Source organism: Aminobacter sp. P4_D5 (assembly GCF_056401815.1).
Genome location: NZ_JBFUIP010001432.1, coordinates 1 through 513 on the forward strand (window position 1 = coordinate 1; position 513 = coordinate 513).

Genomic DNA, 513 nt, shown 5'->3' on the forward strand with positions numbered 1-513 from the left:
GCTCCGACGCCTTTCTGTCATTCCTCGGCCCGCAGCTGCAGGCAGCCTATGGCGGCGATCCTGCGGCCTATGCCGTGAAGAACCTGGCCGGCCTCTGGCGCCACGTATCGCGCGGCTTCATCCGCGTGGATGCCGACGAGCTGACCTACCCCGCCCATGTCATCCTCCGCTTCCGGCTGGAGCGCGCGATGATCGAGGGGAAGCTCGCCATCGCCGACCTCCCCGGCGCCTGGGCAGCGGGGCTTCGAACCCTGCTCGGCATCACCCCACCCGACGATGCACGCGGCTGCCTGCAGGACATCCACTGGCACGATGGCGGCTTCGGCTATTTCCCGAGCTACACGCTCGGAGCCATGGCCGCCGCGCAGCTGATGAAGGCCGCGCGCGCCGCGACGCCGGGCCTCGACGCCGCGCTCGCCGAGGGCGACATGGCGCCGCTGCTGACCTGGCTGCGCAAGAACGTGCATGGCCACGGTTCGAGGCTCGGTTTCCAGGACCTGCTGCGCGCCGCGA

Annotated in this window: 1 pseudogene; it reads left to right on the top strand. The window is 70.4% G+C overall.

Annotation, left to right across the window (positions count from 1 at the left end):
- Positions 1–513: pseudogene (locus AC1DWF_RS38815) on the top strand (carboxypeptidase M32); the annotation flags it as partial.